At 68.1% G+C, this 21,450-nt stretch carries 22 protein-coding genes; 14 read left to right on the top strand and 8 right to left on the bottom strand.

All coding sequences use genetic code 11. From position 1 onward, the window contains the following. Nucleotides 1-150 precede the first annotated feature (150 nt). Nucleotides 151-591: a DUF4267 domain-containing protein gene (locus tag IRT45_RS33685; RefSeq protein WP_194809831.1), complete on the bottom strand. Its 441-nt coding sequence runs from the start codon at nt 589-591 to the stop codon at nt 151-153. An 88-nt stretch (nt 592-679) separates the two neighbouring features. Between IRT45_RS33685 and IRT45_RS33680 the strand changes: the two genes are divergently transcribed. Together IRT45_RS33680 and IRT45_RS33675 are read left to right on the top strand one after the other, a co-directional pair. Next, complete coding sequence (locus tag IRT45_RS33680; RefSeq protein WP_194809830.1) at nt 680-1,252, top strand: TetR/AcrR family transcriptional regulator; 573 nt, start codon at nt 680-682, stop codon at nt 1,250-1,252. A 108-nt stretch (nt 1,253-1,360) separates the two neighbouring features. After that, on the top strand, nt 1,361-2,812 hold the full coding sequence (locus IRT45_RS33675; RefSeq protein WP_194809829.1) for an NAD(P)/FAD-dependent oxidoreductase: 1,452 nt from the start codon (nt 1,361-1,363) through the stop codon (nt 2,810-2,812). 62 nt (nt 2,813-2,874) lie between these two features. On the opposite strand, the gene IRT45_RS33670 is transcribed toward IRT45_RS33675, so the two are convergent. The 5 genes from IRT45_RS33670 to IRT45_RS33650 all read right to left on the bottom strand — a co-directional run bounded on the left by IRT45_RS33670 (nt 2,875) and on the right by IRT45_RS33650 (nt 8,262). Further along, nucleotides 2,875-3,795 carry a cation diffusion facilitator family transporter gene (locus tag IRT45_RS33670; protein WP_194809828.1) on the bottom strand — a complete coding sequence of 307 codons (921 nt, stop codon included), beginning with the start codon at nt 3,793-3,795 and terminating at the stop codon, nt 2,875-2,877. Between the two features lie 92 nt (nt 3,796-3,887). After that, nucleotides 3,888-5,123: a mannose-6-phosphate isomerase, class I gene (gene manA, locus IRT45_RS33665; protein WP_194809827.1), complete on the bottom strand. Its 1,236-nt coding sequence runs from the start codon at nt 5,121-5,123 to the stop codon at nt 3,888-3,890. After that, nucleotides 5,123-6,322, bottom strand: a complete 1,200-nt coding sequence (locus IRT45_RS33660; protein WP_194809826.1) for a tobH protein — start codon at nt 6,320-6,322, stop codon at nt 5,123-5,125. The genes manA and IRT45_RS33660 overlap by 1 nt, the downstream gene beginning before the upstream one ends. Before the next feature lie 92 nt (nt 6,323-6,414). Beyond that, on the bottom strand, nt 6,415-7,797 hold the full coding sequence (locus tag IRT45_RS33655) for a phosphomannomutase/phosphoglucomutase (RefSeq protein WP_194809825.1): 1,383 nt from the start codon (nt 7,795-7,797) through the stop codon (nt 6,415-6,417). Between the two features lie 75 nt (nt 7,798-7,872). Further along, nucleotides 7,873-8,262 carry a DUF3499 domain-containing protein gene (locus IRT45_RS33650; protein WP_036504562.1) on the bottom strand — a complete coding sequence of 130 codons (390 nt, stop codon included), beginning with the start codon at nt 8,260-8,262 and terminating at the stop codon, nt 7,873-7,875. 149 nt (nt 8,263-8,411) lie between these two features. Here IRT45_RS33650 and IRT45_RS33645 point away from each other — a divergent pair, with 149 nt between their 5' ends. Next, nucleotides 8,412-8,888, top strand: coding sequence for a metallopeptidase family protein (locus tag IRT45_RS33645; RefSeq protein WP_167331878.1), 477 nt, complete (start codon nt 8,412-8,414; stop codon nt 8,886-8,888). A 300-nt stretch (nt 8,889-9,188) separates the two neighbouring features. On the opposite strand, the gene IRT45_RS33640 is transcribed toward IRT45_RS33645, so the two are convergent. After that, nucleotides 9,189-9,422: a WhiB family transcriptional regulator gene (locus tag IRT45_RS33640; RefSeq protein WP_030515006.1), complete on the bottom strand. Its 234-nt coding sequence runs from the start codon at nt 9,420-9,422 to the stop codon at nt 9,189-9,191. Between the two features lie 624 nt (nt 9,423-10,046). Here IRT45_RS33640 and cofD point away from each other — a divergent pair. The 8 genes from cofD (at nt 10,047) to IRT45_RS33600 (ending at nt 16,884) form a co-directional block, all read left to right on the top strand. Continuing rightward, on the top strand, nt 10,047-11,018 hold the full coding sequence (gene cofD / locus IRT45_RS33635; RefSeq protein ID WP_194809834.1) for a 2-phospho-L-lactate transferase: 972 nt from the start codon (nt 10,047-10,049) through the stop codon (nt 11,016-11,018). Continuing rightward, nucleotides 11,015-12,409: a coenzyme F420-0:L-glutamate ligase gene (locus IRT45_RS33630; RefSeq protein ID WP_194809823.1), complete on the top strand. Its 1,395-nt coding sequence runs from the start codon at nt 11,015-11,017 to the stop codon at nt 12,407-12,409. The genes cofD and IRT45_RS33630 overlap by 4 nt, the downstream gene beginning before the upstream one ends. Beyond that, nucleotides 12,406-12,924, top strand: a complete 519-nt coding sequence (locus IRT45_RS33625) for an NUDIX hydrolase (RefSeq protein WP_063007254.1) — start codon at nt 12,406-12,408, stop codon at nt 12,922-12,924. The genes IRT45_RS33630 and IRT45_RS33625 overlap by 4 nt, the downstream gene beginning before the upstream one ends. Nucleotides 12,925-13,109: 185 nt before the next feature. Then, nucleotides 13,110-14,336: an alkane 1-monooxygenase gene (locus IRT45_RS33620; RefSeq protein WP_194809822.1), complete on the top strand. Its 1,227-nt coding sequence runs from the start codon at nt 13,110-13,112 to the stop codon at nt 14,334-14,336. Nucleotides 14,337-14,403: 67 nt separating this feature from the next. Then, complete coding sequence (locus tag IRT45_RS33615) at nt 14,404-14,568, top strand: rubredoxin (RefSeq protein WP_194809821.1); 165 nt, start codon at nt 14,404-14,406, stop codon at nt 14,566-14,568. Continuing rightward, nucleotides 14,565-14,750: a rubredoxin gene (locus IRT45_RS33610; protein ID WP_104376425.1), complete on the top strand. Its 186-nt coding sequence runs from the start codon at nt 14,565-14,567 to the stop codon at nt 14,748-14,750. The genes IRT45_RS33615 and IRT45_RS33610 overlap by 4 nt, the downstream gene beginning before the upstream one ends. Nucleotides 14,751-14,792: 42 nt before the next feature. Then, nucleotides 14,793-15,422: a TetR/AcrR family transcriptional regulator gene (locus IRT45_RS33605; protein WP_194809820.1), complete on the top strand. Its 630-nt coding sequence runs from the start codon at nt 14,793-14,795 to the stop codon at nt 15,420-15,422. Nucleotides 15,423-15,780: 358 nt separating this feature from the next. Next, nucleotides 15,781-16,884, top strand: a complete 1,104-nt coding sequence (locus tag IRT45_RS33600) for an alkane 1-monooxygenase (protein WP_194809819.1) — start codon at nt 15,781-15,783, stop codon at nt 16,882-16,884. Between the two features lie 8 nt (nt 16,885-16,892). Here IRT45_RS33600 and IRT45_RS33595 read toward each other — a convergent pair whose 3' ends face one another. Next, nucleotides 16,893-18,251 carry a cation:dicarboxylate symporter family transporter gene (locus IRT45_RS33595; RefSeq protein ID WP_194809818.1) on the bottom strand — a complete coding sequence of 453 codons (1,359 nt, stop codon included), beginning with the start codon at nt 18,249-18,251 and terminating at the stop codon, nt 16,893-16,895. A gap of 158 nt (nt 18,252-18,409) precedes the next feature. Between IRT45_RS33595 and IRT45_RS33590 the strand changes: the two genes are divergently transcribed. The 3 genes from IRT45_RS33590 to IRT45_RS33580 all read left to right on the top strand — a co-directional run. Next, a complete protein-coding gene (locus tag IRT45_RS33590) occupies nt 18,410-19,942 on the top strand; it encodes a sensor histidine kinase (RefSeq protein WP_194809833.1) in 1,533 nt (510 codons plus the stop codon). 8 nt (nt 19,943-19,950) lie between these two features. Further along, nucleotides 19,951-20,643 carry a response regulator gene (locus IRT45_RS33585; RefSeq protein WP_194809832.1) on the top strand — a complete coding sequence of 231 codons (693 nt, stop codon included), beginning with the start codon at nt 19,951-19,953 and terminating at the stop codon, nt 20,641-20,643. A 102-nt stretch (nt 20,644-20,745) separates the two neighbouring features. Further along, nucleotides 20,746-21,450 (top strand): adenosylhomocysteinase (locus IRT45_RS33580; protein WP_194809817.1); only part of this gene is annotated, 705 nt, incomplete at its 3' end.

Raw genomic sequence — 21,450 nt, 5'->3', positions numbered from 1 at the left:
ATTTCAGGCGCGGAACACTAGGTCCGGCGATCGCTGGTCGTCCTGCGCGTCGACTCGTGCTGTGATTCGACCTGTGCTGTGAACGACAAGGCCGCCCGTGCACTCGCACGGGCGGCCTTGTCGTAGCTGCCGAAACACTGGTATCGCTGACTATTGCGGTACGGCGACGGCCGGGACCGTCGCGACGGTGTTCCGGGACGCCGTCGCGGCCGAACGCTCGCGGATGAGCAGCACACCGGTCGCGGCGACCAGGGCGGCGGTCAGACCGTGCACGCTCAGCGCGGTGGTCACGGAGCCCTGGTTGTTCAGCACCGTGAGCATGTCGCCGATCGGCGTCACAGCGATGGCGAGCATCGCGATGCCGAGGGCGAAACGCTGCCGCGTGAGCAGCAGCGCCAGCAGCACCACGCCGGAGCTGATATCGCGGACTCCCTTCAAGGTCATGAAGGCCGACGACTCTCCCTCCGGCCAGGCCGGAAGGCCGAATCCGGGGGCCATGGAATTCGGTGCGAGGACGTAGCCGAGGCCGATGTAGAGGATGAAGGCGACGCCGATCAGGACGAGGGCGGTGGCGAAGCGGGTGCGCGTCATTGTCTCGCTCCAAAATCTAGCGTTGCTAACCGACGCGTCGATCGTAAGTGGTCATCGCTAACTTGTCTAGCGTTGCTAGAATTTCGGTATGACGGTTCAGGAACGCAAGGAACGCGAACGCGCACAGCGCCGGCAGGCGATCATCGATAGCGCGCGTGAACTGGCCGAATCCGACGGCTGGGATGCGGTGACCGTGCGCCGGCTGGCCGAGCGCATCGAATACAGCCAGCCCGTGCTCTACAGCCACTTCTCGGGAAAGCGAGCGATCGTCTCGGCCGTGGCCGAGGAGGGGATCGCCCTGCTCAGGGATGTCCTGCGGGCCGCGCGCGACCAGGCCGACGGCCCCGACGCCGCGATGGAGGCTGTCGCCCGCGCCTATCTGCACTTCGCCGCCGACAACCCAGCCCTCTACGACGCCATGTTCGTTCAGGACACCGAACTGCCCTTCGGGCCCGACGCCCCGCAGACACTGCGCGACTGCTTCGAGGAACTCGAGCGACTCTTCCGCCCGCGCGTCCCCGATGACGAATCCGGGGCGTACACCGAAGTGTTCTGGAGCGCACTGCACGGGATGGCGGCGTTGGACCGGAGCGGTCGCCTGCGTCCCGACCTGTGGGAACAACGCATGCACGTCCTCATGCGCTGGGGCACTCGCAGTTGAGAGCACGAGGTGACGCGGCACCGCAGCCGCTCGAAGTGTCAGCTGCCGTAGCCGATCGTTGCGTCGGGATGTCATGTAGCCCTTGGCTTTCGCCTTAAGGTGGTGATCATGGCGGATGCGGTGGTGGTCGGCTCCGGGCCCAACGGTCTGGCCGCGGCGGTGCTGCTGGCCCGCGCGGGACTCGAGGTGGAGGTGTTCGAAGCCGAGGATCGTGCCGGTGGCGGCTGCCGGACCGCGGAGCTCACCCTGCCCGGATATCACCACGACGTGTGCGCGGGCGCGCATCCGATGGCGCTGGCGTCCCCGTTCTTCCGCGCCTTCGATCTCGGTGCGCACGGCGTCGAACTGGCCACTCCCGCGATCTCCTACGGACATCCGCTCGACGGTGGGGTAGCCGCGTCGGCCTGGCGGGATCTGGACCGGACGGTCGAGGGTCTGGGCCGCGACGGTGCGATGTGGCGGCGCCTGTTCGCCCCGCTGGTGCGAGAGTGGGAGGCGGTGGTGGAGCTGGGAATGTCGGACCTGCGCCATCTTCCTCGCGATCCGCTGTCCGCGGTGGGCTTCGGCCGCCGACTGCTCGAGCAGGCATCTCCGCTGTGGGACCTGCGTTTTCGCGAAGAACGTGCGGCGGCACTGTTCACCGGGGTGAGTGCGCACGCCATCATGCCGCCGCGGCAGTTCTCGGCGGCCGGCGTGGCGCTGCTGCTCGGCACCCTCGGCCATGTGGGCGGCTGGCCGATCCCGCGCGGCGGCTCACAGGCCATCGTCGATGCGCTGATCGCCGATCTGGAACGCCACGGCGGGCGTATCCACACCGGGCACCGCGTCGATTCACTGGACGAATTCGCCGGTGTGCGATCGGTTCTGCTCGACACCGCGCCCACGGAACTGCTGCGGATCGCGCGAGTGCCCACGGCGTACCGAAACCGGTTGCAGCGCTACCGATTCGGCGGCGCCGCGTGCAAGGTGGATTTCGCCCTGTCGGGCCCGGTGCCGTGGCAGGCGACGGAGCTGGCGGCCGCCGGCACCGTGCATGTCGTCGGCACGCGAGCCGAGGCGACGGCCGTCGAACGTCTCGTCGCGTCGGGCCGGCACGCCGAGCGGCCGTACGTCTTGGTGATCCAGCCGGGCGTGGTCGATTCGTCCCGAGCTCCCGGCGACAATCACACGCTGTACACCTATGCCCACGTACCCAACGGATCCGGCCGCGACGTGAGTCCCGGCGTCGTCGCGCAACTCGAACGCTTCGCCCCCGGCTTCCGTGATCTGATCCAGGCCACCCACGTGCGTCCGGCAGCACGCATGCCCGCGCACAACGCCAACTATGTCGGTGGCGACATCGCGGCCGGTGCGATGACCCTGGCGCAGACGATCTTCCGCCCGACTCCGCGCTGGAACCCTTATGCCACACCGCTTCCCGGCGTGTACCTGTGCTCCGCGGCGACGCCGCCCGGGCCCGGCGTGCACGGCATGTGCGGCATGCACGCCGCGACTCGTGCGCTACGCGAGCAATTCGGAATCCGCACCGACCCGGCCGTCCTGCTCGGTGCGAGGGGCTGAGCCGCACGCCGCGCATCGCCCTCGGCCCGGGGCTTCTCGATGCTCAGGCATCCGCCGCGGGTCTACACCGGCTGGGTGCGGTACAGATCCGGCTCGATGTACATGACCCGGGCGGCGGGAACGGCCGCCCGCACCCGGGCTTCGGCGTCGTCGATCGCGGCGGCGATATCGGCGATCTCCAGTCCGGGCACGATCGACACCTTCGCCGCGACGAGCATCTCCTCCGGGCCGAGGTATTCGGTGCGCAGGTGGATGACCCGGTCGATGCGTTCGCCGTCGACCAGCTTCGCGCGGATCGCCGCGTCCTGGGCGGGGGTCGCACCCTCGCCGATCAGCAGGCTCTTCATCTCCACGATGAGCACGACCGCGATGGCACCGAGCAGCAGGCCGATGCCGAGGGTGCCGATGCCGTCCCAGATCGCGTTGTCGGTCACCACCGTCAGAACCACCGCGGCCAGTGCGATCAGCAGGCCGATGAGCGCGCCGGTGTCCTCGAGCAGCACCACGGGCAGTTCCGGACTGCGCGAGTTGCGGATGAACCGCCACCAGCTCGCACCCTCGCGCAGCGGTGCGGATTCCCGCATCGCGGTCATGAAGCTGTAGCCCTCGAGCACCGACGCGATGGCCAGGATCACGATCGCCACCACGGGGGAGGTCAATTCCTCCGGATGCTGGATCTTGTGCACACCCTCGTAGATCGCGTACATCGAACCGAGGGAGAACAGCACCAGCGCCACGACGAACGAGTAGAAGTAGCGGTTGCGTCCGTAGCCGAACGGATGCAGATCGTCGGCCTCCTGCTCGGCACGCTTCTGCCCGAGCAACAGCAATCCCTGATTACCGGTGTCGGCCACCGAGTGCACGGCCTCGGCCAGCATCGATCCGGAACCGGTGATCGCGGCGCCGACGAATTTCGCCACCGCGATACCGGCATTCGCGCTCAACGCCGCGAAGATCGCCTTCTTTCCACCACCAGCAGACATGGTGCAGCCCCGGTCCTTCCGTCCCCGGCGCACGCCGGTAGATGTCCGATTTGTTCGATCAATCTACTAAAGCGGCCGAACCGGCCGTGCGCTCACTCGCCTACACACGCGCAGAACAGCTGCGCGGGGCCGCCGAGAGCTCGCGCCCGGATATCGGTATCGGTGGCCGAGATCCACGCGGCGCTGCCGGCGGCGATCGGCAATTCGTTCCCGGCCTGCGACAGCGCCACGGTGCCGGCCGTCACCAGCATGATGCCGGGTCCGACCCGCGGGATGTCGACCGCCGCGGCGTCCTCGGTCAATTCGAAGCGGCGCAGCGCGAATTCCGGTGCGGGCGTGGGATACCGGAACGAGTTCTCATCGACCGGTTCGGGGTCGATGATCGGCGTGCGCAGCGGTTCGAAATCCAGCACCCGCAGCAGCTCGGGCACGTCGACGTGCTTGGGGGTGAGCCCACCGCGCAGCACATTGTCCGAATTGGCCATGATCTCGACGCCCATACCGCGCAGATAGGCGTGCAGGCTGCCGGCGGCCAGGAACAGGCCCTGTCCGGGTTCCAGCGTCAACCGGTTCAGCAGCAGGGCCGCCAGCACCCCGGCATCACCGGGATACGCCTCGGCCAGCTCCAGGGTGGTGCGCGCTTCGGCCGCGAATTCCTTGGCCTGCCTGGGCGATTCGAGCGGGTCGACCTGTTTGAGATAGCGCACACATCCGTCGAGGACCTTCGGCAGCAGGGTGGCCAGCATGGCCTGCGGCAGGGTGATCCAGGTGGTGAACAGGGTGCGCAGGCCACCCGAATCCGGCTGGGCGGCAAGTAGTTCGGTGTACTGCACCAGTTCCGGCACGGCCAGCGAGTTCAGCAGGTCGACGGTGCGCAGCGGATCGCGGAAACCGGCCAGCGCCTCGAAACGGTCGAGTGCGACCACCAGTTCGGGTTTGTGGGAGTCGTCGCGGTAGTTGCGCATGGGGGAATCCAGCGGAACCCGCGTGTGGTTCTCCCGGTCGAATCCGTAGCGGGCCTGATCGGCGCTGGGATGCGCCTGCAGCGACAGCGGTTCCTCAGCGGCCAGGATCTTCAGCAGGAACGGCAGGCGGCCGCCGAATGCCGAGGCGACCGCGCCCAACTCCCGGTTCGGCTCGGCCTCGAGCAGTTCCAGCAGCGAGCGGCCGGCGCCGTCGGCGAGGACCTTCGCCGGGTCGGCGGGGTGGGCGCCGAACCACAGTTCGGCCTCGGGATGGGGAGAGGGAACCTCCCGGCCGCACAGCTGAGCGAGTGCGGTGCGAGATCCCCAGGCATAGGAACGCAACGCACCAACGAGTTCGTGCACTAGTAGTGGCCCCCGTCGTAGTGGGCGGGACGGCTCGCGGCTGGGGGGCCGCCGAGCAGACGCAGATAGGCGGCGGCCATTTCCAGCCGCAACACCAGTACCGCCAGTTGTTCGAGCTCACTGCCGCGCCCGGCCGCCGGCGCCTGGGGTTCGCCCGCACCGGTATCGCGCGGCACACTCGCCTCGGTGCGCATCAGCTCGATGTCGACGTTGACCAGATCGGCGTCGACGATGCCCGCGCCCGCGCCGAAGACGGCCAGCCGGCGCCGGGCCGCGACCTGATCGCCGTCGGCGCTCACCACGAACACCCGGGCCCGATCGACCGGGGCCGGTCCGTCCAGTTGCTCGTCGTGGAACAGCGGATCGTAACCGGGCGCGGTCGCCTCCGCGGATTCGATCAGCCGCGCGTTGGCGGCCACGGCCTCGGTGAGGTCGACGGCGGCCGCGATCTGTCCGGCGGTCTGCAACAGCACCTCGGCGCCGTGCTCGGCCACCACCGCGGCGGCGGGGGAATCGCCGGTCAGCACCAGCCGCCGTTCCCGCATCCGCGCGGCGAGGGTTTTGGCGGGGTTGTGGAAGACCTCGTGGTGCGGGCCGTCGCGCAGGGCCTCGGCGTCGAGCCCGTCGGCGAGTTCGTCGAGGTTCGGGACCAGCGGCCCGATATGCACGGGGTCGACGGCCTGCAGCACCGCGATGCCGACCGCGACGAATCGCAGCATCCGGTTGTGGTCGAGCACCCGGATCCGCGGCGGCAGCATGGCAGCGCGTCCGGCGGCCGCGGCCCGCATCGGACCCTCGTCGGGCGCGGCGACCACGACTTCGGCGCCGCGGCGCAGCGCCCGGTCGACGGCACCGGTCAGTCGCGGGTCGGCCGAGTCGTCACCGGCGACGACCACCACGTCCAGCGAACCGACCCACTGCGGAATCGTGGTGGCACTGATGATGGGCAGCCCCGCGCGGTCGCCGAACGCGGCCTGCAGCAGAGTGGCCGCGCGTGCCGCGCGCCCGGTGCCGGAGACCAGCACCAGACTTCGCGGCCGCAGGCCGTCGAGCCGGCTGAGCGCGTTTTCGGCGACGGCGGCCGCGGTGGCACGCACCTGGGCGCCCCCGGAGGCGGCCGAACGGAGAATTCCCCCGGAATCCGCGGCCTCCAACGAGGCGACGTCATCGAGGTCGAGTACGGGTGTCCCTGCGATCATCGGGCGTTGCCACCTCCCCTCAATCGGGTCACCACGCCGGGGGATGTCGTTGTCCCCGGGCGAATCCAAGCCCTGTGATTCCACTATTCCAGTCAGCCGCGCACGATGCTCAGAATCTCGGTCACGAGTGCGTCTACTTCCTCCTGCGAACGGGCCTCGACGTTGAGTCGCAACAACGGCTCGGTGTTGGATGCGCGCAGATTGAACCACGCCTGTCCGGGCAGCCGCACGGTCACGCCGTCGAGCCGATCCACCGATTGCGCGCGCCCTTCGAATGCGGTGACCACCGCCAGGGTTCGCTCCTGCGCATCCGCCACTGTGGAGTTGATCTCGCCGGAGGCCGCGTACGTCGCGTACGAGGACGCGAGCTCCGACATCGGCCGGTCCTTCTCGCCCAGCGCGGCCAGCACGTGCAGAGCGGCCAGCATACCGGAGTCGGCACCCCAGAAGTCGCGGAAGTAGTAGTGGGCGGAATGCTCGCCGCCGAAGATCGCGCCGGTCGAGGCCATCTGCTGCTTGATGAAGGAATGGCCGACACGGGTACGGACGGGCGTGCCGCCGAGTTCGGTGACCAGTTCGGGTACGGCCTGCGAGGTGATCAGGTTGTGAATGATCGTGGCGCCCGGCTCTTTCGCCAATTCGCGCTCCGCGACCAGCGCGGTGACCGCGGAGGGGGGGACCGGTTCGCCGCGCTCGTCGACGACGAAGCAGCGGTCGGCGTCACCGTCGAACGCCAGGCCGATGTCGGCGCCCGTCTCGCGAACGTACTTCTGCAGGTCGACCAGATTCTTCGGGTCCAGCGGGTTCGCCTCGTGATTGGGGAACGATCCGTCGAGTTCGAAGTAGAGCGGGGCGATGGTCAGCTGCGGCACGGCACCGAGCACGGCGGGGACCGTATAGCCACCCATCCCGTTACCGGCGTCCACGGCGATCTTCAGCGGCCGGATCGTGCCGAGATCGACCAGCCCGCGCAGGAATTCGGCATAGGCCTCGAGCAAGTTCTGTTCGGTCGCGGTGCCGCGGGTGCCCGGTCCGGCCGGCACGCCCTCGACGAGTTCGTCGGCGATGGTCGCGAGCCCGGTTTCCTGGCCGACCGGCAGCGCGTTGGCCCGGCACAGTTTGATGCCGTTGTAGCGGGCGGGGTTGTGGCTGGCGGTGAACATGGCCCCGGGGCACCGCAGATGGCCGGAGGCGAAGTAGAGCTCGTCGGTGGAAGCGAGCCCGATGTGGACCACGTCGAGGCCCTGGTCGAGGACGCCGTCGGCGAAGGCGGTGGCCAGTTCCGGGGAGGAGTCGCGCATATCGTGACCGATGACGATGCGCGTGGCGGGGGTGGCGTCGGTGCGCATCAGCCGGGCGAAGGCCGCACCGACGTCGCGGACGAATTCCACGTCGATCTGCTCCCCGACAACCCCGCGAACGTCGTATGCCTTGACAACTGCGTGAACGGACTCGGCAGACCGGGCGACTGTCATGACCAACACCCTAGTAGGGCCGCGGGCCAGGCCGGGCTTCAGGCCGGTCGCGCGTGTGCCGCGTGTGGCACGGGCTCAGTTCGGGGGATCGGGTAGCACCCGTAGATGGCCGCGGCGGCCGGTGCGGCCGGGCCGCTGGGGTCGCGCCGGGGGCGGGGCGTACTCGCTGTAGCCGCGTTGTTCGGGTTCCGGCGCGCGGCGTCGCATCCCGGCTTCGCGGACGGCCTCGGCCAGTGCGGTCAGGTCGTCGTCGTCTGGTGTGCTGGAGGAGAATCCACCTTCGTGCCGGACCAGTTCCCAGCCCTTGGGGGCGGTGATGCGGGAGCCGTGGGTTTCGCACAGATCCCAGGAGTGCGGTTCGGCGACGGTGGCGAGGGGGCCGACGACTGCGGTGGAGTCCGAGTAGACATAGGTGAGCGTCGCGACGGCCGGATTCTTGCAGCCTGGGCGGCAGCAACGACGCATGGGAATCACATCCAGCAGACTAACCCCCCACGCCGTGTGTCGCAGACAGACACGCGGGCCGGTCCCCGGCCACTTCGGGTCGCGCGGGGCTCCGGCTCGGGGGAGATCACGTGGCCCCGCCGCCGGCGCGGTGACTACTGTCGCAAGGTATGACCCGATCGAAGAGGCGGCCGGTGACGACCCGTTCGGTGGTTCGCCGCGGCCGCGGCGTGCGCGGACCGATGCTGCCGCCGTCGGCGCCCGCGCGCCGCACCCGCGGCCAGCAGTTCGACCGCCTGGTGCTGGAGGCATTCGCCCCGCTGGACGCCCGCTGGCACGATCGCCTGACCAAACTCGATATCGCGGTCGACGACGTCCCGAAGATCCGTCCGCTGCACCCGGATTCGGTCACCTGGCCCGACGAGGTGGTCGCCGACGGCCCGGTCCCGCTCTCCCGCCTGATCCCCGCCGGAGTCGACCGCCACAACGTAGCCACCCGAGCCCGAGTGGTCCTGTTCCGCAAACCCCTCGAACTCCGCGCCCACGACCCGGAAGACCTCCTGGACCTCCTCCGCGAGGTATTGGTCCAGCAGATAGCCACCTACCTGGGCGTAGACCCGGAGATCATCGACCCGACAGGGGAGTAGGCGCGCAAGAGCTGCCGGTCACCGCGTTCGCGGATGAGAACGAACGCCGGGGCGACCGAGAACGAGTGCCCGTCCACGGTGAACCAGTGCCGGGCCATGAACGAGTGCCGCGCGCCCGAAAACGAGTCCCGGGCGATCAGTAATCCCGGGCGACCCGCTTCCCGTCGTCCGCCCCGCCCCGCCGAAGCGAAGCGAGGCGAACAGGCAAACCGGACAACATATTTCGCGAGCACACGCCGGCCCGAAGCGACACCCATCCGGCTCTCACGGCACGCTGAATACCCGGAGAGGCGGGTGAGCTCAGCTGATGCCGCGCTTGAGGCGCCGGCGTTCGCGTTCGGACAGGCCGCCCCAGATACCGAACCGCTCGTCGTGCGCGAGTGCGTATTCCAGGCACTCGTCGCGGACCTCGCAGCCCATGCAGATCCGTTTGGCTTCCCTTGTGGAGCCGCCTTTTTCGGGGAAGAAGGCTTCCGGATCGGTTTGGGCGCACAGCGCCCGTTCCTGCCACTGTTCTTCGATGGTGTCGAACATCGCATCGAAGTCGGTGACGATGAGACTCAGCTGCGGTGGTTCGGGTTTGCGCTGAGTGCGCGCCCACTGCCCTCCCTGTGGAGTTCTGTTGAGCGATCCCGATTCGTTGTTCACCGTGCTGCCCCCCTCTCGTTCGTCGTTCCGGCTGTCAGCGCAGTCGCTTGGTGCTGCGCATGCTGTGGAATCGGTTTGCGATACACCGCCCGGAATGCCCGACGGGGCCAGCTCCTCGGCCATCGCTCCGCCTCCTCACTGTGTGTTAGCGCAGAATGATTTTTCCGTCGGACCGGACGTACCCACCGACGGTCCCACACCGCGACGTAGTCCCGCGGACATCCCCGAGCTTGTCGTTCCGATGCGAACATGCGTTCGAAACGCGGTCTGCGCCAAAGGCTCTCGCGCGGACCCGGAATGACATGTCTGTGATTAGACACGCCGGACGCGTCGATGGTCAAGCTGCCGACACAATTCCGTTACTATCCGAGGCCGCCTTCGACGCGGTTCGGTAACCTCGAAGTAGCAAATGACCAGCAAATACGCACTCGAACCCCCGCTTCCGGGCACCGCATAGGCTGTGCGGATGTGACTGGAGAACAAGCGGACATCGCGGCCGAGATCGAGCGGATTGATCGTAAACCGCGCATTGCGGTGTTGGTCGGTGGAGTCGGCGGCGCGCGCTTCTTACAAGGTGTGCGGGAACTGCTGCCGGAAGCGGATGTAACGGCGCTGGTGAACGTCGGCGACGACGTCTGGATGCACGGTTTACGCATCTGTCCCGACCTGGACACCTGCATGTACACGCTGGGTGGAGGTATCGATACCGAGCGGGGCTGGGGCCGTGTGGGAGAAACCTGGCACACCAAGGAGGAACTGGCGAAATACCACGCGCAACCCGATTGGTTCGGACTCGGAGATCGCGATATCGCGACGCATCTGGTGCGCAGTGAAATGCTGCGCGCGGGATACCCGCTCTCGGCGGTTACCGAAGCCCTGTGCAATCGCTGGCAGCCCGGTGTGAAACTTCTCCCGGCAACCGACGATCGGTGCGAAACGCATGTTGTGATCAGTGACCCCGACAACCCTGGCGAACGCCGCGCGATTCATTTCCAGGAGTGGTGGGTGCGGTACCGAGCAAACGTCGAGACCCATGGATTCGTCACAATCGGGGCGGATCAAGCCAAACCTGGCCCCGGTGTGACGGAAATCATAGAGGCTGCTGACGTGGTGCTGCTGGCCCCCTCGAATCCCGTGGTGAGCATCGGTGCGATCCTCGCCGTACCCGGTATCCGGGGCGCCCTGCGGACCACCTCCGCCAAAGTCGTCGGTTTATCGCCCGTGATCGGGGGAAAACCCTTGCGCGGCATGGCCGATGAATGCCTCGAGGTGATCGGTGTGGAAACCTCGGCCGAGGCCATCGGACGGCACTTCGGCGCCCGGTCGGACACCGGCATCCTCGACGGCTGGCTGATCCACTCGACCGATGAAGCCGACGTTCCGGGCGTGGAGGTGCGCAGCGTGCCGCTGCTGATGACCGATCCCGCCGCCACCGCCGCGATGGTGCGGGAGGCGCTCGATCTCGCGGGGGTGCCGGCATGAGCGACCAGGCACCCAGGTCCGAACAGGCACCGAGCCCCGAACAGACGCCGGCCGCCGATCACGCCCCCGGCGGGGAGATCAGGATCATCCCGCTGCCGGGCCTGCCGGAGTTCCGGCCGGGTGACGACGTCGCGGAACATATTGCGGCTCAGGCGCCTTGGCTCACCGACGGGGACGTGCTGGTCGTGACGAGCAAGATCGTCGCCAAGGCCGAGGGACGCATCGTCGAGGCGCCGCGGGATCCGGACGAGCGTGATGCGCTGCGGCGGAAGCTGGTCGACGCCGAGGCGGTGCGGGTGCTCGCGCGCAAGGGGCGCACCCTCATCACCGAGAATCACATCGGCATCGTGCAGGCCGCCTCCGGGGTCGACGGCTCCAATGTCGAACAGGGCGAATTGGTCCTGCTGCCAACCGATCCCGACGCCAGCGCCCGTGCGTTGCGGACGGCGCTGGCGCAGCGCCTGGGTGTCGACGTCGCCGTGGTGATCACCGACACGATGGGCCGGGCCTGGCGCATCGGCCAGACCGACGCCGCGATCGGTGCCGCCGGATTGCGGGTCGTGCACGACTACGCCGGCGCGGTCGACGGGCAGGGCAACGAGCTGCAGGTCACTCAGGTGGCGGTGGCCGACGAACTCGCTGCCGCAGCGGATCTCGCGAAGGGCAAGCTGGGCGGGGTGCCGGTCGCGGTCGTGCGCGGGCTGAGCCCGCACGACGACGGATCCACCGCCAAGGATCTGCTGCGCGGTGGCGAGGAGGATCTGTTCTGGCTCGGCACCGCCGAGGCGATCGAGTGCGGCCGCCGCGAAGCGCTGCTGCTGCGCCGATCGGTGCGGACCTTCGCCGACACCCCGGTCGATCCCGAGTTGATCCGCGCCGCGGTCGGCGACGCGCTCACCGCCCCCGCTCCGCACCACACCCGGCCGGTGCGATTCGTCTGGGTGCGGCAGCCGGAGCTGCGCGCGCGCCTGTTGGATTCGATGGCGGCGCAATGGCGTAACGACCTCGGTGCCGACGGTCTCGATCCCGATCGGGTGGAGCGCCGGGTCGCACGCGGCCGGATCCTGTTCGACGCTCCCGAGGTGATCATCCCGTTCTGTGTCCCCGACGGAGCGCACGACTATCCCGACGAGCGCCGCCGCGCCGCCGAGTCGACCATGTTCACCGTCGCGGTGGGCGCCGCGGTGCAGGGGCTGCTGGTCGGTCTGGCCACGCGCGGTGTGGGCAGCTGCTGGATCGGCTCGACCATCTTCGCCCCCGAGGTGACCCGCGAGGTCCTGGGTCTGGAGTCGGACTGGAATCCGTTGGGCGCCATAGCCGTCGGCTATCCGGAGGAGGAGCTCGCGCCGCGCCCGCCGCGCGAGGCCGGAACGGGTCTGGTCGAGCTGTGAGTACCGAGTCGCTGCACGCCTCCGCCACCGAGCTGCTCGAAAGCTGGAAGCCCGCGACGCATCCCGAACAGTCCGTGCGGGAGGCGATGTTGGCATTCCTCGGTTCGGCGCCACGCGGCTGTCTGCGGGAACACGCACCCGGCCACATCACCGCTTCGGCGGTGGTGTTCTCCCACGACGAGCGTGAGGTACTGCTGACGCTGCACCCGCGGGTCGGCCGGTGGATCCAGCTGGGCGGTCACTGCGAGCCGGGTGACGAGACCGTCGTCGACGCCGCGTTGCGGGAGGCGACCGAGGAGTCCGGGATCGCCGGACTGGAGGTCGAGCCCGGGCTGTACGGCGCGCAGGCGCACCCGATCACCTGCTCGCTCGGGGTGCCGACCCGTCATCTGGATCTGCTGTTCAAGATTCGCGCGCCGCGCGGCGCGGTTCCGGTGCGCAGCGCGGAGTCGACGGATCTGCGGTGGTGGCCGGTGGATGCGCTGCCGGCCGATTCGGACGTACTGCTGCGCTGAAGCGATCGTCGACGGCGGGACGGGTTGCGCGCCGCAGCCCGTCCCGCTTGTCCGTTGTGCACGGTCACAACGTGTTTACAAATCGGCAAAAATGTATAGACGCACGACATGCGTCGGCATATTGTCCACGGTAATGGTTACCCACATCACAGTGAATGTGGCAGCTGTATCGAATGGAGACGACGATGTCGACCGAAGCCGGAACCACCGACGGCCTGCTCGACTCGGGCTGGCGTGACCGCAAGCGCTATCTGTGGTTGTGGGGCCTGTTCGCGCCGACGGGGCTGTTCATCATCGGACTCCCACTCATCTGGGGACTCAACGAACTGGGCTGGCACACCCTCGCGAAGGTGCCGTTCTGGCTCGGCCCGATCCTCATCTATCTGGTCATTCCCGCCGCCGACCTGTTCTTCGGCGCCGACGGCGAGAATCCGCCGGACGAGGTCATGGAGTATCTGGAGAACGACCGGTACTACCGCTACCTCACCTACATCTACCTGCCGTTCCAATACGCGTCGCTGGTCATGGCGTGCTACCTGATCACCGCGGACAACCTGAGCTGGCTCGGCATCGACGGCGGCCTGACCGTCGTGGACAAGATCGGCCTGGCGCTGACGGTCGGCATGGTGGGCGGCATCGGCATCAACACCGCCCACGAACTCGGGCACAAGAAGGTACATCTGGAGCGCTGGCTGTCGCGGATCGCGCTGGCGCAGACGTTCTACGGCCACTTCTACATCGAGCACAATCGTGGCCATCACGTGCGGGTGGCCACGCCCGAGGATCCCGCGAGTTCCCGTGTGGGCGAGTCGTTCTGGGCGTTCTGGCCGCGCACGGTGTGGGGCAGTCTGCGCTCCGCGTGGGGGCTCGAGCGGACCCGGCTGGAACGGCTCGGGAAGCGGCCGTGGAGCCTGCACAACGATGTGCTCAGCGCGTGGGCCATGTCGCTGGTGCTCTACGCGGCCCTGGTGGCCGGCTTCGGATTCGAGGTACTGCCGTATCTGGTGCTGCAAGCGGTGGTCGGCTTCAGCCTGCTGGAGGCGGTCAACTATCTGGAGCACTACGGTCTGCTGCGGCAGCGCACGGCTCGCGGCCGGTACGAACGGCCGACACCGCGGCACAGCTGGAACAGCGACCACCTCGTCACCAACATCTTCCTGTACCACCTGCAGCGGCACAGCGATCACCACGCCTATCCGACCCGGCGCTATCAGACTCTGCGCAGCTGGGACGGGGCACCGAATCTGCCGAGCGGCTACGCCAGCATGATCATGCTCGCCTACTTCCCGCCGCTGTGGCGACGCGTGATGGACAAGCGCGTCGTGGCCCACTACGACGGCGATCTCACCCTGGCGAACGTGCAGCCGAGCAAGCGGGACAAGGTCCTCGCGCGCTACCAGGAGGCACGGTGAGCGACAATCGCGCAGCGGCTCACTGTGCCGACCGGGTGCGGGTGTCCCGCATGACACAGGAGGTACGGTGAGCGCTTTTCGTTGCCCTGTCTGCGATTACGTCTACGACGAGTCGAAAGGTGCTCCACGGGAAGGATTTCCGGCGGGCACCCCATGGGAGTCGGTGCCGGACGACTGGTGCTGCCCGGACTGCGGGGTACGGGAGAAGATCGATTTCGAGGAGGCGGGATGAGTCGGCCCTATCGGATTTTTCAATGCGTCCAGTGCGGCTTCGAATACGACGAGGAGCAGGGCTGGCCGGACGAGGGTATTGCGCCGGGGACGCGCTGGGAGGACATTCCCGACGACTGGACGTGTCCGGACTGTGGGGCGGCCAAGGCCGACTTCTTCATGGTCGAGATCGAACGTTCGTGAGTCGTTTTGACTGCGGAAGCCGCCCGTGACACCGTCGCGGGTATGCCGCGTAACGGATCCCGGGTCCCGTATCAGGAAGCGGCGCGCACCCTGCTGCGCACGTCGGTCCTCGATGCGATGCGGGAGCTGCTGATCGAGCGGGACTGGGCCAAGATCACGCTCGGCGACGTCGCGACGCGGGCCGGGGTGAGCCGGCAGACCCTGTACAACGAATTCGGCTCCCGGACGGGGCTGGCGCAGGCCTATGCGCTGCGGCTGGCCGATCAGCTGGTGGACCATGTCGGTACGGCCATCGCGGACAACGTCGGCGATGCTCGGGCGGCGTTCCGCGAAGGCCTGGCAAATTTCATCCTCGACAGTGCGGCCGATCCGCTGGTGCAGTGCCTGGTGGTCGGTGAGGCCAAGCTGGATCTGCTGCGGTTGATCACCCTCGACGCCGGGCCGCTCATCGAACATGCCGCCCGGCGCTTGGGTGCGGCCTTCGAAAACAGCTGGGTGGGGGCATCGGCGGCGGAGGCGGATGTGCTCGCCCACGCCTTGGTGCGCATCGCCATCAGCTACATTCCGACCCCGGCCGCACTGCACCGCGACGCCCCGGAGGAGTTGAGCAGCCTGCTCGCACCGTATGTGGAGGCGATTCTCGCCGCCCGGGAGCGAACCGGCGGCCGGTAGCCCGAAATCAGTCCTGTGACGGATAACGATTCGTTCCGGGGCCGGTTGGGGTGCTGGACGACAACCGCGTCGGCCTTTCACGGCCGCAACGACCGGGACGAACTGCCGCTGACCTGCGCGGTCTCCTCGGAAAAGGTGGTTGCTGACGCGGTGCGGTGCAGCGGATTCGGGCCCACGCTGTCTGTGACTTCGGGTCCGCGTGTGTAACGGTTACCACTTTGCGGGTTTGAACCGGGCGTAACGGCCCCGGAGCCGCTACATATTTACCTGGCAGGAGTCCAGGTACGTTCTAGTGGGGCAATTAGTGCAAACGGTTGGCAAACGCTCGGGTTCGGCTGATCCCAAAAAGCATCTGTGGATGTTGGGATTGATCGCCCCGGGCTGCGCATTGCTCCCCTCACAGCTGGTCGCCCGGACCGGTATCGAGGCGTTCTGGTGGATCGGGCCGATCATCGTGCTGATCGTGATACCGCTGCTGGACTGGTTCGTCGGCGAGGACGGCACCAACCCGCGCGACGAGGATTACGAGCGGCTCTCCCACGATCGCTACTACCGGTGGTGCACCTACCTGTTCCTGCCCATCCAGCTGGCCGGACTGGTGATCGCGGCCTACATGTGGTCCGGTGACGAACTCGGCGTGGTGGACAAGCTGGGGCTGGCGGCGACGCTCGGTTTGGTCAGCGGTATCGGCATCAACGCCGCGCACGAGCTGGGGCATCGGGTGGAACGGCTGGAGCGGTGGCTGGCCAAACTCGCGCTCGCGCAGTCCGGATACGGGCATTTCTTCGTCGAACACAACAAGGGCCACCACGCGCGGGTGGCCACGCCGGACGATCCGGCCAGCGCGCGCTTGGGCGAATCGCTGTGGACGTTCTTGCCGCGCAGCATCTTCGGCGGACTGCGTTCGGCGATCCGGCTGGAACGCGACCGGCTGCACCGCAAGGGCCTCGGCTGGTGGAACGTGCGCAACAACATCCTGCAGGCGTGGTCGATGACGGTGGTGCTCTACGGCGCGCTGCTGGCGGTGTTCGGCCCCCGCATGGTGCCGTATCTGCTGCTGCAGGCCGTGATCGGCTTCGGACTGCTGGAAACCGTGAACTACGTCGAGCACTACGGGTTGCTGCGCCGCCGTCTGCCCGGTGGCCGCTGGGCGCGCTGCTCGCCGGCCGACAGCTGGAACTCCGATCGGCTGGTCACGAACATCTTCCTGTTCCATCTGCAGCGCCACAGCGACCACCACGCCAATCCGGGCCGCCGATATCAAACGTTGCGCAGTACCCAGGAGGCCCCGCAACTTCCCGCGGGCTACGCGACGATGATCCTGCTGGCCACCGTCCCGCCGCTGTGGCGACGGGTGATGGATCCGAAGGTCGCCGCGCATTACGCGGGCGATCTCGGCAGAGCCAATATCGCGCCGCGCAAGCGGGAGCGCACCCTGGCCGTCTACCGGCTCGCGGGATAGTCGCGGCGTCAGACGGGGACCAGTTCGGTCCGTTCGGCGGAAGTTCCGGATGTTTCGGCCGATTCGCTGTCGACCATCGTCGTCTCGTCGAACGGCAGTTCCCGGTCGAGCACGGCGCGCAGACGGACCTCGTCGATGGTTTTGGTCCACGTCCCGACCAGGACGGTGGCGACGGCATTGCCCGAGAAGTTGGTGATGGCGCGGGCTTCCGACATGAACCGGTCGATGCCGACGATCAGGCCCACACCGTCCAGCAGATCCGGGCGATGGCTCTGCAGACCACCGGCCAGGGTGGCCAGTCCCGCCCCGGTCACCCCGGCCGCGCCCTTGGAGGCGACGATCATGAACACCAGCAGGCCGATCTGCTGCCCGAGCGAGAGCGGTTTACCCATCGCGTCGGCGATGAACAGCGAGGACATCGTCAGGTAGATCGCGGTGCCGTCGAGGTTGAACGAATATCCGGTCGGGACGACGATGCCCACGGTCGAGCGTTCGACACCGAGGTGCTCCATCTTCGCGATCAGCCGCGGCAGCGCCGATTCGGAGGACGAGGTGGAGAAGATCAGCAGATATTCGCGCGCCAGGTAGCGCACCAGCTTGACGATCGATACGCCCGAACTCACCCGCAGCAGCGCGCCCAGTACGCCGAAGACGAAGACCAGGCAGGTCAGATAGAAGGCGAGCATCAGGGCCGCGAGCTGTTTCACCGCATCCAGCCCGGTGGCCGCCACCACGTTCGCGATCGCGCCGAAGGCACCGATCGGCGCCAGCCACAGGATCATGGTCAAGATCTTGAACACCAGTTTCTGCGCCAGCCCCACCGCGCGCAGGATCGGTTCGCCCTGCGAACCCATCGCCTGCACGGCGAAGCCGACGAGCAGGGCCACGAACAACGTCTGCAGCACGCTGCCCGCGGTCAGCGACGACAGCAGCGATGTCGGGATGATGCTCTCCAGGAAGTGCCAGGTGCCGCCGCTGCCTTCGGCCTGCTTCACGTATCCGGCTGCGGCGCCCACGTGTTCGTGGACGTTCAGCCCACTTCCCGGCTGCAGCAGATTGCCGACCACGAGACCGATCGCCAGCGCCACCGTCGACATGATCAGGAAGTAGCCGAGTGCCAGGCCGCCGATCTTGCCGACCCGCGCCGCGGCCCGGACCGAACCGATGCCGAGCACGATCGTGCAGAAGATGACCGGTGAGATCATCATCTTGATCAGGTTGACGAAAATGGTGCCCAGCTCGCCCACCGACTTCCCGAAGCCGGGCGCCAGCCAGCCGACGAGTACGCCGGCCACGACCGCCACGATGACGGCGAGATAGAGCCAATGGGTACGGTCGCGACGGTGCGTCCGTGTCGAGTCGCTCATGATGTGCCTCCGGTGCTGCCCGAACTGTTCCTCGGGTTCGTACTGTGATGATGGGGGTGACCGTGACCTCGGTCACCATTACGTACGTTTCGTTCACAGGAGGACCGTTGCGGGCGAAAGGCCGGACCGCTCGTTCGCCTGTGCGGCGTGCCCGGGGCATGACGCTGGCCGGCCAGGTCTTCGTGGTGCAGTTGGTGGTCCTGGTGGTGGTGATCGCGGTCGGATCGGCGCTGGCGGTGTGGGAGGTGCGCCGCGAACAGGACGATGCGACGGCTCGCCGGGTGACCGGCATCGCGGTCGCCCTCGCCCAGGCGCCGTCCACGGCGGCCGCGGTGCGGACGCCGGACCCCACAGCCGTGCTGCAGCCGGAGACCGAACGGATCCGGCAGCGGACCGGCGTCGATTTCATCGTGGTGATGGCTCCCGACCGGACCCGCTACACCCACAGCGATGTCAGCCGGATCGGACAGCCGTTCAGCGGAAACATCGATCGGGCGCTGGCCGGCGAGACGTTCACCGAGACCTATACCGGGACGCTGGGCCCGTCGATCCGGGCCGTCACACCCGTCGTCGACGACACCGGCCGGGTCGTCGCGCTGGTCTCGGCGGGCGTGACAAGGGCCCGCATCGGCGATCAGGTGAGTGCGCAGCTGCCGCTGATCCTCGGTGCGGCCGGTGCCGGCCTGCTGCTGGCCGTGCTGGGCGCATTCCTGCTGCGCCGCCGACTGCTGCGCCAGACCCAGGGACTGGGTCCGGCCGAACTCCGGACGCTCTACGAACATCACGATGCCGTGCTGCACTCCGTGCACGAGGGGCTGATCGTGTTCGACCGCGACGACCAAGAGGCGGCGGTGGTCAACGACGAGGCCAGACGCCTGCTGGAACTGCCCGAGGGCCCGGTGCGCCGCGCCGACCTGCCGGTGTCGCTGCGGCGCCTCGACGCCACCGTGGTCCGCGACGAGATGCATGTGACGGCCGCCCGCGTGCTGGTGGTCAACCAGGACGTCGTGTCCTGGGCGGGGCGGCGCCTCGGCACGGTCCTCACCATCCGTGACCACACCGAACTCCGCGACATCATGGGCGAGTTGGATTCCGCGCGCGGTCTGGCCGAGTCGCTGCGGGCCCAGGCGCACGAGGCGGCCAACCGGTTGCACGCGGTGATCACGATGGTCGAACTGGGCCGTGTCGATCGAGCTGTCGACTTCGCGACGGCCGAACTGCGGCTGTCCCAGGCACTCATCGACCGCCTGACCGATGCGGTCCACGAGCCGGTCCTGGTGGCGCTGCTGCTCGGCAAGGTCGATCGGGCCATCGAACGCGGCGTGGAGTTGACCGTCGCCGAGGACACCGCGCTGGAATCGGTCGCCCCCCTGACCGCGCAGGAGGTGGTCACCCTGGTGGGAAATCTCGTCGACAACGCGGTGGACGCGGTCGCGCAGGATCCGGACGCGTGGGTCGAGGTCTCCGTCCGCTCGGAGGCGTCGGCGCTGGTGGTCAGGGTCGCCGACAGCGGGCCGGGGATGTCGGAGGAAACTTTCGCGCAGGCGATGGAACGGGGATATACGACGAAGGCCGAACACCACGGACTCGGCTTGGCGCTGGTCTGGCGGCTGGTGACCCGATACGGCGGTACGCTGCGGGCCGAGCGCAGCCCGGAATCGGCTGTCGTGGTGCGGATTCCGGTGCGATGACGGGGCCGCTGATCCGGGTGCTGATCGTGGAGGACGAGCCGCGCATCGCCGAGGCGCATTACTCGTATGTCGCGCGGGTGGCGGGATTCGAGCCGGTGGGTGTGGCCGCCACCGGCCGCGACGCGATCCGGACGGCAACCCACGCTGCCGCGGCGGGAACCCCGATCGATCTGGTTCTGATGGACCTGGGGCTGCCGGATATCGGCGGGCTCGAGGTGACCGCGGCCCTTGCCCGCCTGCGACCGCGACCCGATGTGATCGCCATAACCTCGGCGCGCGACCTGGAGATGGTGCGTGCCGCGGTCGCGCACGGGATAGCGCTGTATCTGCTGAAACCCTTCACCTTCGCGGCTTTTCGCGACAAGCTCGAACGCTATCTGGAGTTCCGGGCCGCGTTGCCGGCCGGGGATGCGACGCTCACCCAGCACGACATCGATCGGGCGTTGAGCGCGCTGCGCACCGCCGATCCGAAGGCGGCAGCCCCGAAAGGTATTGCGCCGCAAACCCTCCAGGAGATCTCGCGGGCGGTGCGCGAGGCGCCGGACGGGCTGTCGGCGACCGAGACCGGCCGTGCCGTGGGTGTTTCGCGTGTCACGGCATGGCGTTATCTGGAGCAGCTGGCGAGCGACGGCGTGGTGGAACGCCGATCGGACTACGGCCGCGCGGGGCGTCCCCAGGTCCGCTACGTCTGGCGCCGGTGATCCGCTGCCGACCCGGCCGCACCCGTCGGCGTACACCGAACGCGTGTGAGCGACTAGCCTGAGTTGTCGAACCGACATCCACCGAGAGGCTGATCCAGGCGCATGACGACCTCAGAACTTTCCGCTCAGACGAACCTGACTCCCGATGTCCGCAACGGCATCGACTACAAGGTGGCGGATCTGTCGCTGGCCGAGTTCGGCCGCAAGGAGATTCGACTGGCCGAACACGAGATGCCCGGTCTGATGGCGCTGCGGCGTGAGTACGCGGAGGTGCAGCCGCTGAAGGGTGCGCGCATCTCCGGTTCGCTGCACATGACGGTCCAGACCGCGGTGCTGATCGAGACCCTGGTCGAACTGGGTGCGCAGGTGCGCTGGGCGTCGTGCAACATCTTCTCCACCCAGGATCACGCGGCGGCCGCGGTCGTGGTCGGCCCGCACGGCACGATCGACGAGCCCAAGGGCACGCCGGTCTTCGCCTGGAAGGGCGAGACCCTGGAGGAGTACTGGTGGGCGGCCGAGCAGATGCTCACCTGGCCGAACGAGCCGGCCAACATGATCCTCGACGACGGTGGCGACGCGACCATGCTGGTGCTGCGCGGCGCCCAGTTCGAGAAGGCCGGAGTCGTCCCGCCCGAGGACGAGTCGCATTCCACCGAGTACAAGGTGTTCCTCAACCTGCTGCGTGCGAGCCTGGCCGCCGATGCGGGCAAGTGGAGCGCGATCGCCGAATCGGTGCAGGGCGTCACCGAGGAGACCACCACCGGCGTGCTGCGGCTGTACCAGTTCGCCGCGGCCGGTGAGCTGACC

It is taken from the genome of Nocardia sp. BSTN01 (assembly GCF_015354405.1).
Lineage (GTDB): Bacteria > Actinomycetota > Actinomycetes > Mycobacteriales > Mycobacteriaceae > Nocardia.
Note: the sequence above shows the minus strand (reverse complement) of the source record. Positions and strands in the feature narration are given on the sequence as shown.